Annotated in this window: 14 protein-coding genes and 1 tRNA gene; 5 read left to right on the top strand and 10 right to left on the bottom strand. The window is 34.9% G+C overall.

Annotated features, from left to right (window positions below):
- Nucleotides 1–88 precede the first annotated feature (88 nt).
- On the bottom strand, nt 89–508 hold the full coding sequence (gene ybeY / locus A3SG_RS0108410) for an rRNA maturation RNase YbeY (RefSeq protein WP_016989591.1): 420 nt from the start codon (nt 506–508) through the stop codon (nt 89–91).
- Nucleotides 505–3810: a glutamyl-tRNA synthetase gene (locus tag A3SG_RS0108415; protein WP_029596686.1), complete on the bottom strand. Its 3306-nt coding sequence runs from the start codon at nt 3808–3810 to the stop codon at nt 505–507. Before A3SG_RS0108415 ends, ybeY begins: the two co-directional genes overlap by 4 nt.
- 157 nt (nt 3811–3967) lie before the next feature.
- Between A3SG_RS0108415 and gltX the strand changes: the two genes are divergently transcribed.
- Nucleotides 3968–5473, top strand: a complete 1506-nt coding sequence (gene gltX, locus A3SG_RS0108420) for a glutamate--tRNA ligase (RefSeq protein WP_016989593.1) — start codon at nt 3968–3970, stop codon at nt 5471–5473.
- 35 nt (nt 5474–5508) lie between these two features.
- Here the strand turns inward: gltX and A3SG_RS0108425 are convergent, their stop codons facing one another.
- Nucleotides 5509–6150, bottom strand: coding sequence for an outer membrane beta-barrel protein (locus A3SG_RS0108425; RefSeq protein ID WP_016989594.1), 642 nt, complete (start codon nt 6148–6150; stop codon nt 5509–5511).
- 77 nt (nt 6151–6227) lie between these two features.
- On the opposite strand from A3SG_RS0108425, the gene A3SG_RS0108430 reads away from it, so the two are divergent.
- On the top strand, nt 6228–7217 hold the full coding sequence (locus tag A3SG_RS0108430; RefSeq protein ID WP_016989595.1) for an SPFH domain-containing protein: 990 nt from the start codon (nt 6228–6230) through the stop codon (nt 7215–7217).
- A 30-nt stretch (nt 7218–7247) separates the two neighbouring features.
- Here the strand turns inward: A3SG_RS0108430 and A3SG_RS0108435 are convergent, their stop codons facing one another.
- From A3SG_RS0108435 to A3SG_RS0108450, 4 genes are all read right to left on the bottom strand, one after another.
- Complete coding sequence (locus A3SG_RS0108435; RefSeq protein WP_016989596.1) at nt 7248–7502, bottom strand: DUF6327 family protein; 255 nt, start codon at nt 7500–7502, stop codon at nt 7248–7250.
- A gap of 3 nt (nt 7503–7505) precedes the next feature.
- Nucleotides 7506–7856, bottom strand: coding sequence for a hypothetical protein (locus tag A3SG_RS0108440; RefSeq protein WP_016989597.1), 351 nt, complete (start codon nt 7854–7856; stop codon nt 7506–7508).
- A 35-nt stretch (nt 7857–7891) separates the two neighbouring features.
- Nucleotides 7892–8221: a YtxH domain-containing protein gene (locus A3SG_RS0108445; protein ID WP_016989598.1), complete on the bottom strand. Its 330-nt coding sequence runs from the start codon at nt 8219–8221 to the stop codon at nt 7892–7894.
- 307 nt (nt 8222–8528) lie between these two features.
- A complete protein-coding gene (locus tag A3SG_RS0108450; protein ID WP_016989599.1) occupies nt 8529–10631 on the bottom strand; it encodes a glutamine--tRNA ligase/YqeY domain fusion protein in 2103 nt (700 codons plus the stop codon).
- A gap of 146 nt (nt 10632–10777) precedes the next feature.
- On the opposite strand from A3SG_RS0108450, the gene folB reads away from it, so the two are divergent.
- Both folB and A3SG_RS21570 read left to right on the top strand, forming a co-directional pair.
- Nucleotides 10778–11137, top strand: coding sequence for a dihydroneopterin aldolase (gene folB / locus A3SG_RS0108455; protein WP_016989600.1), 360 nt, complete (start codon nt 10778–10780; stop codon nt 11135–11137).
- Nucleotides 11138–11264: 127 nt separating this feature from the next.
- Nucleotides 11265–11335 (top strand) — tRNA-Cys (locus A3SG_RS21570).
- A 289-nt stretch (nt 11336–11624) separates the two neighbouring features.
- Here the strand turns inward: A3SG_RS21570 and A3SG_RS0108465 are convergent.
- The 3 genes from A3SG_RS0108465 to rnr are packed head-to-tail and all read right to left on the bottom strand — an operon-like array spanning nt 11625 to nt 15196.
- Nucleotides 11625–12311, bottom strand: coding sequence for a LysE family translocator (locus A3SG_RS0108465; protein ID WP_016989602.1), 687 nt, complete (start codon nt 12309–12311; stop codon nt 11625–11627).
- 22 nt (nt 12312–12333) lie between these two features.
- Nucleotides 12334–12999: a head GIN domain-containing protein gene (locus A3SG_RS0108470; protein WP_016989603.1), complete on the bottom strand. Its 666-nt coding sequence runs from the start codon at nt 12997–12999 to the stop codon at nt 12334–12336.
- 7 nt (nt 13000–13006) lie between these two features.
- A complete protein-coding gene (gene rnr, locus A3SG_RS0108475) occupies nt 13007–15196 on the bottom strand; it encodes a ribonuclease R (protein WP_016989604.1) in 2190 nt (729 codons plus the stop codon).
- A 118-nt stretch (nt 15197–15314) separates the two neighbouring features.
- Between rnr and A3SG_RS0108480 the strand changes: the two genes are divergently transcribed.
- On the top strand, nt 15315–15554 hold the full coding sequence (locus tag A3SG_RS0108480) for a hypothetical protein (RefSeq protein ID WP_016989605.1): 240 nt from the start codon (nt 15315–15317) through the stop codon (nt 15552–15554).
- Nucleotides 15555–15757 lie beyond the last annotated feature (203 nt).

Genomic DNA, 15757 nt, shown 5'->3' on the forward strand with positions numbered 1-15757 from the left:
TTCCCTATGCCGCAACTCTCGTTAGATTCTTATATCCTTCTCAGTTGTTCCACGTGAAACATTCCTGCGCTTAAACCGAATTTGACTTTTATTGTTCCACGTGGAACAGCGTTAGTTTTTCGTTTTCTTTGGAGCGCATCAACAACTCATCGGCTTCTCCCTTGTCCTTGTATCCGCAATAATGCAAGACACCGTGAACCATCACTCTTCGCATTTCCTCTTCAAAAGGTACTTTGAAATCCGCTGCGTTTTCCTGAACACGTTCGACAGAGATAAAAATATCCCCGTGAATTTCATTCCCCATGGTATAATCAAAACTGATTATATCCGTCAGGTCATCGTGGTTTAAATATTCAAGGTTGATTTTGTGTAAGTATTCGTCATCACAGAAGATGTAGTTGATTTCTCCCTCTTTCTTGCCTTCCGACAAAATTGCCGCAGAAAGCCAGTTTCCAATGGCGTCTTCGTTCTCTAAGTTGAATTCGCTTTCGTAATTAAAATTGATCATTTTTTATTAAAATATTCTTGAACCTTGCGGTTGTAATTTGAGCGCAAAGGTAATGATTGTCTGTTTAATATCTCAATGCTATTCAAATAATCTAACAATGCGTCTGGCAACGGTTTAGATTCATTATTAAATTCTCTTCTGTTGCTCTCTGATTGCCGCTTCTTTTCTTCCCCCTGTTGCTGAACAGCCGAGTTTAGTTTCAATAATTCCTGCTTTACGTTAAGGATTTTTTGCAGTGTCTCATTCTTAAAGCCTTTATTCAATAGTTGTTTTTCTATCTGTTTCATCTGCTCTAAAGAATTCTGACCGCTACCGCCTAAACCTTGTTTGCGTAGTTCGTTTTCTAAGGCTTCCCGAAGCTGCTTCTGTTCCTTGTAAATTTCCAGCAAAACCTTCGCGTCGCCTTCCCCCATAACGCCATCTTGAGACCCATTTTTTCCATTTTTGTCGCCTTCCCCGGGTTTACCGTCTTTCCCCTCGCCCGGCTTCTGCCCTTTCTCCATTCCCTCTTTCATTTTATCACCAAGGCCCTGCTGCTTTTTAATGATGTCCGGCAGTTGCATCCCCTCCCCGCTACCAGATTTAGGTTTTCCAGAACCCATACCAGATAAAGACATTTGCATGTTGTTCAAAATATCACTTAGGAAATCACCAAGCTTATTGGCCGAAGATACCGCGTACTGTTGGTGCGATAATCCTTTCGGTATTTGGGCGTCAGATAAACTGACCAAGGATTTATCAATATTGTAATGTACATTCCCAATCTCTTTGGTAATGTCTTCAGCGATTTTCGGGTTACGTAAGGACATGGCGAATAGGCTGTCGTCAACATGTTTAAACTGCAGCTTCAGGTCCTGTTGCAATTTAATGTTTTTGTTGAAGGCCGGAGAACCTCTTTTAAGGTCCCTAAATTGCATCATCACATATTCCTGAGACAAAGAAAAAGCCAATAGGTTATCCAATATTTGTCTCAACATTTTAACGTCTTCTTCCATCTGTTCCTTCTCGCTTCCCTCTAAACCTTCCTCCATCTTCTTCGCCATTGCCTTCATTTTACCAGCGGCTTTTTTCTGATTCGGTTTCGCCTTCGCCTTGTTTTCTTTTTGAAGTTCGTCGCTTGCTTTCTTTAAATCGTCTGCTATACTTTTTTCCACTCCGGGGTCACTAGGGATATCAACAGGTGATTTTAACTCAGCATTGTCCTTATCCAAATCTTTAAGTTCTTTCTGAATTTTCTCGAAATCAGAGTTAATCCCTTTCTGTTTTTCAGCAGAGTTTTCTTTTTCGTTCTCCGCTAATTTATCCTGCTTCACCGAAAGTTTATCCAGTTTATCCGCAAATTGTTCCGCCTTCTTTTCTACATAGTATTTCTTGGTCAGTTCTACCAACTGCTCTAAATTCCTTATCTGATTTTTGCTCTTCTGTTTAAACTGATCTAATTTATTCAGTAAATCTTCATTCTTAATTTTATCGTTCAGCTCTTTCAACTCGTCCAACAGCTTCTGATTTTTTTCTAAATCCTCATCTGCCTTGTCCAAGCGATTCTTCAAATCTTCCTTCGCTTCGTCCTTTGGAATAGTTTTTAAATCCTCTAGATTGTCCTTCATTTTCTTGGAAAATTCCTTCATCATTTCATCCTGCTTTTTCTGACGCTCAACAAAATCCCTTACGTTTTGTTGCTCCTTGAACTCAAATTGCTCTTTCTCTTTCCCTGTCTTTTGCAATTTGTCAATCTCCGATAATTGCTTGTCTTGATTTTTTAATGACTTTTCCAGGCTGTTGATATTGTCATTTTGCTGCTGTAGCAGTTCCTCTTTCTTTTCTTCATCAGTCACAACGCGATTAGAGAACACAGACGTTTTTGAGCTTTTGAAACCATTCCGTACATCATTGTCAAAAACCTCAAAATAATACTCATAGGAAACCCCTTGTTCCACGGCCAACCTACCCGGAAACGAAAATAAAAACTGACCATAACCTGATTTTTTTATTGGGATAGCTCTGCGTTTCGCTAACACTGGTTTGCTGTTAGGATAATATACAATTTGTAGTTTAGACAAGCCATAATCATCTGCAACTTGTCCCAAAACAAAGCTTTTATCTACTTTTAAACTGTCCGGGGCGTAGCTTGCACTGATCGTGGGAAACTGGTCCTTAATAACGGTTAGCTGATAAAATAATTTTTCGTGGTCTTTTATACGCTCGTTAGAAGTAACAACCTGGTAATCTGTGTTTTGCACTATATTTTTAGACAACGAAAACAAATCAGCTTCCTTAATAAACTGAAAACGAGCGGTTTCATTCGACCAATAAATATCCTGCGTCGCGAAAGCACTTATTTTCCAAGTTACTTTCGTTCCCTCAGGGATTACGGCATTACCGGTTCCTTTGACTACTTCCGATTTTCTATTCAAATAGGACGGATAGTTCAATTGCATCTCAAAATTATCTATCGTTGGCACTGCAACAACTTTCAAATGATACTCTTCTGACGCAACGGCGTTGCCTTCCACGTGAAACAATACATCAGTCATTGGTTTGGCAATCTTGAACTGGAACTCACCCGGCTTACTATTTTCCATAAAATAACTCTCGCCGTTTATGTGAATCATTGCGTTTTCCGGAACCACACTTCCCTCCGATTTAATCTTTAGCATGAAATCTTTGTTCTCCTCCGTTTGTAAATTGGCGTTGAGCACCACAAATTTAAAAGGTGCGGGAGGCAAAAAGGTATCGTTAAAATGAACAACTCTATTAAGACTCTGAGAAATTACAGCATTGTTTCCGGATACATAGAAAATCAGAATAAGCAAAATGGGAACAATCGCAAACGGCAAATACTTACTGTTTGATTTAAAATTTATGGCATTACCAAAGGGTATCGGTTGCAAAGCGTTTGCTTTTTGATCGATCGAGGCCAAAAGTAATTCGGAGGAATGTTGCTCCTTACCCGAATCCGACAATTGGAGAAAATTGGTCAAGCTATCATTGACATCGACAAAGTGACTCCCTATAATTTTTGAAGCCTGATTGTAATCGATTCCCTTTTGAAATTTTAATAATTTAAATATGGGAAACAATATAAAACGAAACAAGAGGAACACTTCCACACCGACGAAAGTCCAAAACAATACAGCTCTTGCCATTGGCTTCAGCCATAGAAAATATTCCACAAAAAGCGTGAAGAGAAAATACAACAATCCCAAACCGATGAAGAGTACTGTTCCTCGAATCAATTCATTCGTGTAATACTTCCTGATAAACGCTTCTAATTTTTGATAAATACCATTTGAAGATTCCAAAACTACTATTTGTTTTATATAACCATTAAATGTAATAATTTAATATGAATAAAGAAATGTTAAAAAAGCATCAATCTCAAAAATGTTAAAATTATCTCGTTTTCAAATTCTGCAGTTCAGCGATTGAAATTGTATCTTTGCCTCAAAATTTATAAAAATGTCGAAGCAAGTTCGTGTGCGTTTTGCACCAAGTCCAACGGGACCTTTACATATTGGCGGAGTTCGTACCGCCCTATTCAATTATTTGTTTGCCAAAAAAAATAATGGTGTTTTCTTTTTACGAATTGAAGATACCGACCAAAATCGTTTTGTTCCAGGTGCGGAAGCGTATATCATGGAAGCATTAGAATGGTTAGGAATTCCTCCTGATGAAACAATAGGGAAGAATGAAAAATTTGGTCCTTATCGTCAGAGCGAAAGAAAACCTTTATATAGAGAATACGCTGATCAATTAATAAACAGCGGTTGGGCTTACTATGCTTTTGATTCTGCTGAAGCATTAGACGCAGCAAGAAAAGAACAGGAAGAACAAGGTAAAACCTTTATTTACAATCATACCAACAGAGAAATATTAGATACTTCTCTGGTAATTTCTGCTGAAGAAACTACCAAAAGAATCGCTAATGGTGCTGCCTATGTGATCCGTTTTAAAACTCCGGTGGGTGAAACCTTGCATTTGCAAGATATCATTCGTGGTGATGTAAAATTTGAAACCAGCTTACTGGATGATAAAGTATTGTTTAAAAGTGACGGAATGCCAACGTACCATTTAGCTAATATTGTGGATGATCATTTAATGGAAACATCCCATGTTATTCGTGGTGAAGAATGGTTGCCCTCCATGCCGTTACATGTTCTATTGTACAGAGCTTTTGGTTGGGATGCGCCTGAATTTGCACACTTACCATTAATATTAAAACCTGTTGGAAATGGAAAATTATCCAAACGTGACGGAGATAAATTAGGCTTTCCTGTATTCCCATTAGAATGGAAAACAGAAGAAGGAATTTCATCAGGTTACAGAGAAAAAGGATTTTTCCCAGAAGCAGTTGTTAACTTCTTAGCCTTATTGGGTTGGAATGATGGAACAGACAAAGAAATATATACTTTAGAAGAATTAGTAGAAGCTTTCGATTTGAACAGAGTTCATAAAGCAGGTGCTAAATTTGATCCAGAAAAAAATAAATGGTTCAATCACCAATATCTAATTAAACAAAAAGACGAAGATTTGGCAAAAGCCTTCTCTCCTATTGTTGCTGAAAGAGGTGTTTCTACTTCTGAAAATCAATTAACAACAATCGTTAGTCTAATAAAAGAACGAGCTAATTTCGTTTCAGAATTTTGGGATTTAAGTGATTTCTTTTTTGTTGCTCCTACAGCATACGATGAAAAGGCAAGCAAAAACTGGAAAACAGAAACTCCAGCTTTAATGCAGGAATTGATTGCTATAGTAGAAGAAATAAATGATTTTACTTCTGTCAACATTGAAACCATCGTAAAAGACTGGATGACAGAAAACGAAATTGGAATGGGAAAAGTGATGCAACCTTTCCGCTTGAGTTTGGTTGGTACTTTAAAAGGCCCTCACCTATTTGATATCGTAGAACTCATTGGAAAAGAAGAAACAATCAAAAGGATTCAAAAGGCAATAGCCACATTATAGAAACAAAAAAGCCTCCGTTGTAACGGAGGCTTTTTTTATAAATATAGAATTATGTTTGCATTGAGTATTCCTGGGTTTCCTTTAAATTTAACCCCGGTCTGTTTAGTGTTAAGATTTTCAAGCATGTTATTGATTCCGTACTGATACGAAAGATTGATTCTAAAATGACGTACTCCCGCCGTAATACCAACAGTTGGATAAAAGTTGAATTTGGAAATATCAATGATATCTTTCGCTAATAAAGTGGTACCTGTAATAGTATTGTTTTCATCTTCAAAATCAATTTTAAATTTACCGTTTACCTGCACAATCGGTCCAAACTCTATACTCAAATGATTTTCGACCAGAACATAGCTCAACTGCAGTGATATCTGAGCTGAAGCCAGTTTATAATTGACATCCACATTTTGATTATTAAATTTCCTAGTAGCAACTGAAAAATTATTTTCGCTGAACTGCAACGCATACACTATATCCCAACTTTCATAAAAATTTCCTCTAACAGATAACCCAGCATTCCAACCGATATCTGGCGTTGTTTGAAAGTTATCCGTATTCAAAGTAAGCTGGTTTCCCCCAAAGGTCACCCCTATCCTATTTGAATCTCTATATCCATATTGTGCAAAAACGGCGGATACGGCAAAAAACAGTACTGATGTGAAATATATCTTTTTCATATTCTTAAATTAAACCTTAACAAACCTAAAGATTTTTTGTAATTTAACAGCTATTTTTAATCTTAATTATACATATTATGAACATTACTTTAATTATCCTTCTTGTTATTGGATTTTTTATTTTACTATCCTCGTTTTTTACGGTAAGGCAACAAACATCTGCTATCATCGAACGATTTGGTAGATTTCACAGCGTACGACAATCCGGACTTCAACTAAAAATTCCATTAATTGATAGGGTTGCCGGAAAAGTAAATCTTAAAATCCAACAATTGGATGTAATAATCGAAACCAAAACGAAAGATAACGTGTTTGTAAAACTAAAAGTTTCCGTGCAATTTATGGTTATCAAAGAAACGGTTTATGATGCCTTTTACAAATTAGAATATGCACATGACCAAATTACTTCTTATGTATTTGATGTCGTTCGTGCCGAGGTCCCTAAATTAAAACTAGATGACGTTTTTGAAAGAAAAGATGACATCGCAATTGCGGTAAAGCGTGAATTAAATGAAGCAATGACTACTTATGGTTACACGATTATAAATACATTAGTAACTGATATCGATCCGGATATTCAAGTGAAAAATGCAATGAATAGAATTAATGCTGCTGATAGAGAGAAAACCGTGGCGGAATTTGAAGCGGAAGCATCAAGAATCAGGATTGTGGCAAAAGCAAAAGCAGAGGCTGAAAGTAAACGTCTACAAGGACAAGGAATTGCAGATCAGAGAAGAGAAATTGCTAGAGGGTTAGTGGAAAGCGTGGATGTGCTAAATAGAGTTGGTATTAACTCTCAGGAGGCTTCTGCGTTAATTGTGGTTACGCAACATTACGACACTTTACAAGCTATTGGTGCCGAAACCAACTCCAATTTGATTTTATTGCCTAATTCACCACAAGCGGGCAGTGAAATGTTGAACAATATGGTTGCCAGTTTCACCGCAAGTAACATGGTGGGCGAATCTATGAAAAAAGGAAACAGAAAAGCTAAAATAAAATCGGGTACTGTTCTCCCCGTAGCTGATGAAGAAGATAGAGAGGACGATATTGCTGAAACCGAGTAATAATCTCTATCGTTCCTATAAAAAAGAGGTCTATCGACCTCTTTTTTTGTTTATGAACCAATTGATTGCAAATGGAACTACAACATTTAATATGTTACCAAAGGACCCACTGAAGACTGTTTTGAAAGAACCCAAGAGACTATTTAGCAAATGATTTGGTGTTAGACTCTCTCTTGTTCTGTAATAGCCTAACACAACCTTTTGATAGCTAATTTCTTTTTCAATCTTTAAAATGTCCAGTTCCCTGTCGATTTGAGCGTACGATGAATATTTTTTAATTGCCATAGTTTAGTCGTTAAAAAATATTTCTGAAAATTTCTCTAATAAAGGCCCTTCCACTATCTTATCTCTTACCAAAAACAAAAGTCCCGTAGCAAAAAGATAGGTTCCTCCAACAATTAGAAACCCTAAGGAATAACTGCCTAAATGATCTCCAATAGCATATGCAAGCGCAAAAGAACAGAACAACAAAACCATACTAAAACTTAAAAGTATCAATGTAAACTTTAAAATCATAGTAGCCGATTTCATAGCTAATTTGAAAGTTCGCAATTTATAATAAGCAAGATTGTTTTCGATATAGGCTTCCGCCTGATCTTTGATATCCCCTACGTTCTCTTTAATTTCTTCAAATGCCATATAGACCTTAATTTAATTATAGTAATTTACGGACTTTACTTTTTAAACTTTCCGTTCTGCTCTTTTAAATCAGCTAATTTTATTTCTAGAAATGAAATCACCTCTTCTGTCTTATCGCTCATGTTAGAAAGTAAATCTTCATAGCTTGAGTCAAGATCGAACTTGGCACTTTTTAATTTGGTTTTCATTTCCTCTGAAAGCCCTTGATATTTATAATCTAGATCAGCTTTCGCTTCTTTGTAACCATCCTTGATTTTTGCTCTGGTTTTATCTCCTTTGGCAGGAGCAAATAAAACTCCAAGTCCAGCTCCTATGGCTACACCGCCTATTAGTGCAATCAACGTGTTCCCCGCATTATTCGACATATTATATGTTTTTAATTAATAATACCTAAAAATACACTATTTATTAACAGCATCATGTTAACAAGCCGTTAAAGTATTTCCGGTAAAAAGAATACTTAATATAAAGGATTTTCTGAGTATAAATATCAACCGAGTACCATTTTATACACCCAAACTAAAAAAGCGGTTTAAAACGTCTTAATAAAGGCCGTTTTTAATTACTTTTACTTATAGATATGTAAAGTTAAATAGAAATCTACAATAATAGTACAAACGCCTGCTCCAGGCATTTTTACTATTGTTACCATCTAATATACAAAGAAGGTACTTACAAATTTAGACCGTTTAATAAATCCAACACTTTTTCATTCTTATCCGTGTTTTTTAATTCAGAAAGTAGCTTTTTATATTCATCAAAATTATCAGCGTCTACTTTCACATTTTCGATGACTAAAATTCTAACGGCAGCCAATTGACTTTTTAATGACATAGAATATAATTTTGTCAAGACGTCCTTTTCAATATCATTGGCTTGTACTTTATCAGAATACTTTAAAATTAAGTTAGCAAACAATAAAGCATTGTTATCATTTTTGACATTTTTGACAACCGTCTGATTAATAAGACTAAAATTATCAATACTTTGTATGTTAGCAACAATGTTTTCCAACATTAAATTTGCATTGGCAGCCTCTTTTTCTTTAACATACTTATTGATTTCTTTCTGGGTGTTCATCAATAAATTACCTTCTTTCTTCCCTTTTTCTTCCCAAGCATCTTTGAGCCCAACGGTCTTATTGAAAACTAATTTTCCTTCCCTACTGTCTTTATCAGTATTGAAATAACCCAAGCGTTGAAATTGGAATTTATCTCCTGGTACACTAGAAGCCAAACTTGGTTCCACAAAGCCGTTCACAATTTCAAGCGAATTATCATTTTTGAATTCCAAAAAGTTTTTTTCCTTATGGCTATCCGGTGCTTCATCGATAAACAAACGATCGTACAAACGGACTTCCGCTTCAATAGCATGTTTTATAGAAACCCAATGCAAAGTCCCCGCTACTTTTCGCTGTGAAGCTTCACTCCCACTGCCGCTTCGGCTGTCTTCATCATAAGTAACATGGATTTCGGTAATAATCCCTTCACTGTCTTTTACAACCGCTTCCCCTTTTATAATGTAGGCGCTTTTAAGTCGTACTTCATTACCAATACTTAATCTAAAAAATTTAGCTGGTGCCACTTCGAGGAAATCTTCTCTTTCTATGTATAACTCGCGGGAAAAAGGCAGTTTTCTAAAGCCTGCCGTCTCATCTTCCTGATTGTTTTCTGCATCTAATGATTCTTCTTTATCTTCAGGATAATTAATAATCACCAATTTTATAGGGTCTAAAACTACCATTACCCTTGGCGCTTTTTTATTTAGATCTTCACGAAGGCAAAATTCTAAAAGCGACACGTCAATCACATTTTCCCGTTTTGCAACACCTATGATATCACAAAATTTACGGATAGAAACAGCCGTATATCCTCTTCTTCTTAATCCAGAAATAGTAGGCATTCTCGGATCATCCCATCCATTAACACTATTTTCCTGAACTAATTGCAGTAACTTTCGTTTGCTCATTACGGTGTAGTTCAGGTTCAAACGCGCAAATTCATATTGATGCGGCCTTACCTTAGCTTCATCATAGATTTGGTCCAAAAACCAATTGTATAACTCCCGATGCATCACGAATTCCAGCGTACAAATAGAATGCGAAATTTCCTCTATATAGTCGCTTTCGCCATGAGCGAAATCATACATCGGATAAATCTTCCAGTCGTTTCCCGTTCTATGATGATGACGGTGTAAAACACGATACATTAACGGATCCCGCATCAGCATGTTTGCAGATGACATATCTATTTTAGCTCTTAAAACATGACTCCCTTCTTTGTAGTCCCCATTTTTCATCCCTTCAAACAAAATCAAATTTTCAGCAACAGATCGATTTCTATAAGGACCATTTACTCCCGGCTGCGTAGGTGTTCCTTTTTGAATTGCCATATACTCAGAAGACTGACTGTCTACGTAAGCGGTATTGTTTTTAATCATTGTAACAGCCCAATCATACAATTGTTGAAAATAATCAGAAGAATACCGTTCTTCAGTCCAATTAAAACCCAACCATTCTAAATCTTCTTTTATAGCATCAACATATTCCTGCTCTTCTTTAGCGGGATTCGTATCGTCAAAACGCAGATTAACCGGGGCATTGTATTTTAATCCCAAGCCAAAATTAAGGCATATCGATTTAGCGTGACCAATATGCAAATAACCATTAGGTTCTGGGGGAAATCGAAAACGAAGTTTATCCTTTGGGAAACCATTCGCTAAATTTTCTTCTATAATCTGCTCTATAAAATGAAGTGATTTTTCTTCTGTAGACATAATGTTGTATTAAAAAAGCAAAGTTATCAAAATTGTTGGTTAAATAGCGATTGCGGGATTTGGTTATTTGTTTTTAAGCAGATAAAATTTAAATATTTTGTACTTTTATAAAATAAATAATTAGCTAATTAAAGACAAAACTCAAAATGGGGACTATTAAATTAAAAAATATACAGACTTACTCCTATCACGGTTGCCTGATCGAAGAAGGAAAAATTGGTTCCGACTATACGATAGACCTCGAAATAAAGACCGACTTAAGAAAATCATGCCTTTCAGATGATTTGAAAGATACCGTAGATTATGTACTATTGAACCAAATTGTGGTAGAAGAAATGGAAATTCGCTCCCACTTATTGGAACATGTGGCACAACGGATAATTACACGAGTATTTGGTGAAATACCGGAGGTATCAAGAATACTTTTGGCGGTCTCAAAATTAAACCCTCCTATTGGTGGTGATGTTGAAGCGGTTACTGTTGAATTAGAGGAATACAGAAGTTAAACCGTTTTCAATTAACTAAAATGTAAAAGCATTTTGACGGCAAAAAACCATAATTTTTTAAAACTTTCGAGCTTTAAACTTTTAAACTCTAAACTTTTTAAGTACTTTTGCCATCCATTCAACATATGGCGTCGTGGCCGAGTGGCTAGGCTGGGCTCTGCAAAAGCTCCTACTGCGGTTCGAATCCGCACGATGCCTCTAAAACCTTCAAGGAAACTTGGAGGTTTTTTTATGCAGTACACTCCCAAAATTGTCATTTCGACGAAGGAAAAAACACCACCAAAATAGTTTTATACAATTACTCTAACTTTATAATAACACACAGTTTACATCCATAAACTTCACCGCTACGTTTGTCCTACTGAACGCGTCTCTATCTATGGGAGTAGCAATACTGAGATGATTTCAGCATGACAAAAAGTAGGAATGATTTTGACTACAAGACATAAAAAAACCGCTCAAATAGAGCGGTTTAAATATAAAAAATTTAATGTTCTTTCTCTATATTTTCAAATGCATTTTTAACCATTTCTTTTTCTTTTGGGAACCACCCTTGCGTTATTAGCACCATTCCGAAGACCATCAAAACAATACTAATTCCTTTTTTGTATTTTAAAGATATTAGGTAGGGGTCTATTTTGTTTTTTAACTGTTTTGCTAAAAGTATTTTTACACAATCAGTCAACAAATAAGTGATAATTACCGCACTAAAAAAAGTAACCATTCTCGAGGTTTGCATATCCAATTTAGGACCTATAGAAATAATGATTGCCAACCAAAAACCGAGAACTCCAATATTAATGATATTTAAGAAAAAACCTTTGATAAAAAGACTGAGATAATTTTTTCTTATAATCTCTTTATCAATTTCTTTTGTGTCAACCTTCTTTTCTTTTCTCAAACTGATAAAAGAAATTATACCATATGCCAGCATTAATATGCCTCCAAAAATAAATAAAGCGGGTTTATCTTTTAAAGATTGAATTAACCTGTAACTCCCGAGGTATGCAATACCAATAAATACGATATCGCCTAAAATAACACCTAAATCAAAAACTATTGCGGCCCTAAATCCTTTTAATATACTCGTTTCAAGTAAAATAAAAAATACCGGACCAATCATAAAACTTAAGAAAATTCCCCAAGGAATTCCGGATAAAATATCGTTTACCATTAAAATTTATAACTATAAATTATTATTTTTCTATGATGCTTCCGCCAAACAATGTTTCTTTATTGATCTGTTTTGGACTTCCATATATGTAAATAGAGCCTCCTGCCCTAACTTTTGCATCCACAAGTGCTGTAGCATGTATTTCAGCATTTCCTCCTGCAGAAACGTTTATAGTAGTTTGTGAAGTATGTAATTCCTTTGATTTTAAAATTCCACCGGTCATAAGCGTTACATCCTGATTTAACGCCTTACCAGACAACTCGATTATTCCTCCGGTTACCGCTTTCACATTTACTTTTTCAACATCTAAATCTACTTTGATCTCTGCTCCTTCCCGAGCGTTTAAATCCATAATGGTTTGTTTAAAATTAGCCTCGCTTGAAACATAAGAACCTTCACTGGCTGCAATGGCATCTATATTTTTAAAAAACAATTTTATAGAAATATCTTCCCCTGACAATAATTTAGGAAAAGGCATTCTTATTTTTAATTCCCCATTGCTATTTACAATTTCCACTTCAGCTTGCCTGTTTCCACTAATAAACATTTTGTTTTCGGTAGATTCAATCAAGGTTACGGTAAGTCTATCATATACTTTAACAGTATTAAAGTCTCCTAAATCTTTGGTTACCTGTGCAAATGTTGCTTGAACAACAAACACAAATAATACTAGCGCTATTTTCTTCATACTTTTTTTATTTTACTGGTTCTTCAACGAGTCTTAAAAAATTAAAATCTAATTGTTTTTTAACCAGATCAGCATTTTTAACTTTAACGTAAATTTCATCACCTAACTGAAGGAGCTTTTTAGTACTTTGACCTACAAGTGCATATTGTTTTTCATCGAAAACATAATAATCATCTTTAATGTCTCGGGCCCTGCACATACCTTCACATTTATTTTCTACTATTTCAACAAAAATACCAAATTCAGTTACACCAGATATGACTCCTAAAAACTCTTGGTCCATATGGTCTAACATATATTTTACTTGCATATATTTTATAGAATCCCGTTCCGCTTTTGTAGCCAAACCTTCCATTTGTGAACAATGAAGAGATTTTGATTCGTATAATTCTAAATCAACAGATTTTCCACCGTCTAAATAATGCTGTAATAATCGATGAACCATAACATCTGGATAACGTCGAATCGGTGAAGTAAAATGACTGTAATAATCAAATGCCAAACCATAATGTCCAATATTATCAGTTGAATATTTAGCTTTGCTCATCGAACGAATCGCTAAAGTATCAATAAGATTTTGCTCTTTTTTTCCATTAACTTCTTTCATAAGATCATTCAAAACATGTGCTACTGAACCTGATCCAAAATCAACTTCGTAACCAAATTTTTTGATTAATTCTTGCATCGCTAAAAGCTTATCTTCATTAGGTTCGTCGTGAATTCTGTAGACGAACGTCTTTTTTTGTCTTCCAATAAATTCTGATACTTTTTTGTTTGCCAACAGCATGAATTCTTCAATCAAATGATTAGAATCCTTCGAAGTTTTAAAATAAACACCTTCTGGATTTCCTGTTTCGCTAAGATTAAATTTAACTTCGACTTTATCAAAAGTAATTGCTCCTTTATTCAATCTATCTTCACGCAGAATTTTAGCTAATTCATCTAATTTTAAAGTAGCAAAAACAATTTCGTTTGAGACCTCATACTCACTATCAGTTATTGATGTTTCTAGAGGAATGATTCCATCTTTGTTTTCAATGATATGCTGTGCCTCTTCATAGGAAAAACGTTGGTTAGAATTGATCACTGTTCTTCCGAACCAACTCTTCTTTATATTTGCATTTTTGTCCAGTTCAAAAATAGCGGAAAACGTATATTTTTCTTCATTTGGACGCAAGGAACAAGCAAAATTTGATAATACTTCCGGCAACATCGGTACGACCCTATCGACTAAATACACAGAAGTAGCTCTATTGTATGCTTCATCATCTAAAATCGTACCTTCTTGTAAATAGTGTGAAACATCAGCAATATGAATTCCAATTTCGTAATTTCCATTGTCTAAAATTTCAAAAGAAAGCGCATCATCAAAATCTTTTGCGTCTTTTGGATCGATTGTAAAAGTCAACGTATCGCGCATATCACGACGATTCGCGATTTCACTTTCCTGTATGGAAGTATCAATTTTTTGAGCAAAGGCTTCTACTTCAATCGGAAATTCTGCCGGTAAACCATACTCAGCTAAAATAGCATTAATCTCAGTATCATGCTCTCCAGGCTTTCCTAACACCTTAATTACTCTACCAAAAGGACTATCTGCTCTTGTAGGCCAATCTTCAATGTGCACCACAACTACATCTCCTTGCTCTGCATCTCCTATTTTATCCTTTGGAATAAAAATATCTGTATACATTTTTGGATTAGCGGTTGAAACAAAAGAAAAATTATTTTGAATATCAATTACCCCTACAAAATCAGTTTTATGCCTTTCGATTACTTCAATGACTTCACCTTCAGGTCTTTTCCCTTTTCTACGGTTATAAACATATACTTTTACAATGTCTTTATCTAAAGCATGGTTTAGATTATTTGTAGGAATAAAAACATCCTCTTCTAACTCTGGACAAACAAAATAGGCTGTTTTTCTACCTGTCATGTCAATCTTACCTTCGTAATACTCTTTGCTTTCTGCTTTTATTAAATACTTACCAGGCTCAGATTCTATAATTTTATTTTGGCCTGCTAATATCTTTAGATCTTTTATAATTTGGTTTCTGCTTTGCGTATCGTCCAGCTCAAGCTTTGATCCTATTTGCTTGTAGTTGAATGCTTTATTAGCACTTTGCGATAATATCTTTATAATTTGCTCGGAGAAATCTTTATCTTTCTTAACCGGCTTTCTTACTTTTTTACTCATAAATCTGTTCTTAAAAGTCGAAAATTACAAAATAGTTAACAGTTATAAGAAAATAGCAGGTAGTTTTAAATAAAATATAACTTTAAAGAATAGTTGTATCTTTATTAAAACAAGAAAAATGGAAGCATTTATAACCATAGCTATTTTTGATTATATCCATGAAATAGAAATTCTAAAACATCGATTAGATCAGGAAGGTTTACAGTATTATTTTCAGAATGAATTAATGTCCTCTATTGTTCCAATGTATTCAACTGCACTTGGAGGAATCAAACTTAAAATTCATCCAAATGATTTTGCAAGTGTAAAAGCAATTTTACAGGAAATGCGGTACGATAACAATTTAAAAATTGTTTGACTTTCTTTTAAAGTTGTCAACATATATATAATACAACAAAAAGAAAAATTAATTTAAATTATTTATTAATGGGTATTATAGGGTGTTAACAATGGCAATAAATATTTTAAAAAAAGCATTAGAATCAAGTTCTGTCTTTTTATTGGGACTTGTTAACAATGTTATGGTTGCTTAAAGAGTTAGTTTTAAAGAGTTTTTATATG

This window comes from Flavobacterium sp. ACAM 123 (assembly GCF_000264055.1).
Taxonomy (GTDB): domain Bacteria; phylum Bacteroidota; class Bacteroidia; order Flavobacteriales; family Flavobacteriaceae; genus Flavobacterium.

Bases quoted from the DNA above. Each gene is read 5' to 3' on its own strand.
- ybeY (WP_016989591.1), bottom strand. From the start codon at position 508: ATGATCAATTTTAATTACGAAAGCGAATTCAACTTAGAGAACGAAGAC.
- gltX (WP_016989593.1), top strand. From the start codon at position 3,968: ATGTCGAAGCAAGTTCGTGTGCGTTTTGCACCAAGTCCAACGGGACCT.
- A3SG_RS0108425 (WP_016989594.1), bottom strand. From the start codon at position 6,150: ATGAAAAAGATATATTTCACATCAGTACTGTTTTTTGCCGTATCCGCC.
- A3SG_RS0108430 (WP_016989595.1), top strand. From the start codon at position 6,228: ATGAACATTACTTTAATTATCCTTCTTGTTATTGGATTTTTTATTTTA.
- A3SG_RS0108435 (WP_016989596.1), bottom strand. From the start codon at position 7,502: ATGGCAATTAAAAAATATTCATCGTACGCTCAAATCGACAGGGAACTG.
- A3SG_RS0108440 (WP_016989597.1), bottom strand. From the start codon at position 7,856: ATGGCATTTGAAGAAATTAAAGAGAACGTAGGGGATATCAAAGATCAG.
- A3SG_RS0108445 (WP_016989598.1), bottom strand. From the start codon at position 8,221: ATGTCGAATAATGCGGGGAACACGTTGATTGCACTAATAGGCGGTGTA.
- A3SG_RS0108450 (WP_016989599.1), bottom strand. From the start codon at position 10,631: ATGTCTACAGAAGAAAAATCACTTCATTTTATAGAGCAGATTATAGAA.
- folB (WP_016989600.1), top strand. From the start codon at position 10,778: ATGGGGACTATTAAATTAAAAAATATACAGACTTACTCCTATCACGGT.
- A3SG_RS0108465 (WP_016989602.1), bottom strand. From the start codon at position 12,311: ATGGTAAACGATATTTTATCCGGAATTCCTTGGGGAATTTTCTTAAGT.
- A3SG_RS0108470 (WP_016989603.1), bottom strand. From the start codon at position 12,999: ATGAAGAAAATAGCGCTAGTATTATTTGTGTTTGTTGTTCAAGCAACA.
- rnr (WP_016989604.1), bottom strand. From the start codon at position 15,196: ATGAGTAAAAAAGTAAGAAAGCCGGTTAAGAAAGATAAAGATTTCTCC.
- A3SG_RS0108480 (WP_016989605.1), top strand. From the start codon at position 15,315: ATGGAAGCATTTATAACCATAGCTATTTTTGATTATATCCATGAAATA.